This window comes from Spirulina sp. 06S082, assembly GCF_034932145.1.
GTDB lineage: Bacteria > Cyanobacteriota > Cyanobacteriia > Cyanobacteriales > Spirulinaceae > CCY15215.
Genome location: NZ_JAYGHV010000383.1, coordinates 1 through 732 on the forward strand (window position 1 = coordinate 1; position 732 = coordinate 732).

General features: G+C 39.9%; 1 protein-coding gene. It reads right to left on the reverse strand.

The window, feature by feature from the left end:
• Positions 1 to 18: 18 nt before the first annotated feature.
• On the reverse strand, positions 19 to 732 hold a 714-nt coding region (locus tag VB714_RS21440; protein ID WP_323226726.1), incomplete at its 5' end, for a thymidylate synthase.

The window sequence follows — 732 nt, forward strand, 5'->3', positions numbered from 1 at the left end:
TCCCCATCCTCCCCATCCTCAACCTCTGTCTTGAGTGTATCTCAAATTACCTTGCAGAGATAAAGAAGTTTCTGCTTTTTGTAATTCTGTCCCCAAATAAAGAGCGTGTTCAACTTCTAAATTGGGACAGTCGGCAGCTATTTTTTGATAGAGTTGACGCGCTGTTTTTCCCGTATAACAATTGACAACTTCTCCCGAACCTGGTGTTAAATGTTCGACAAAAATCGTATTTTCTCGAACTGCGTTCGTGCCGCGTTCTCGGAGGGAAATTGCAAAACTTCCCACGGGATCGTTAAAGGCGCGATCGCGGCAAATCTTGGCGTATTGTTTCTGAATTAAATTTTCAGCATTTTCCCAACAATCATCATAAATATGAGCGCTTTGACTGACAGTAATTAAAGCACCCATTCTTAAATTATACTGAGAACGTTTGGCAATTTCATCGCGAATATGCTGCTGTAAACCTCTCAATCCCATCGCGTTGACAACCCATGCACCAAACATATCATTACTGCGAAAAGTAGCGGTTAAAGATAATTCTCCCTCAATTGCGCGAACCCAAATATGATTCAAACAAGGGGGACTATTATCATTATAATCTTTAACATCCCATAAAGACATTACAGCTCTAGCGGAATCAATATCATTACTTAATTTATTAATTAATTGTTCAATCTGATCGCATCTAAACCACGATCGCAAGCGTTGTCCATAGGTATATTTTACGCCTTC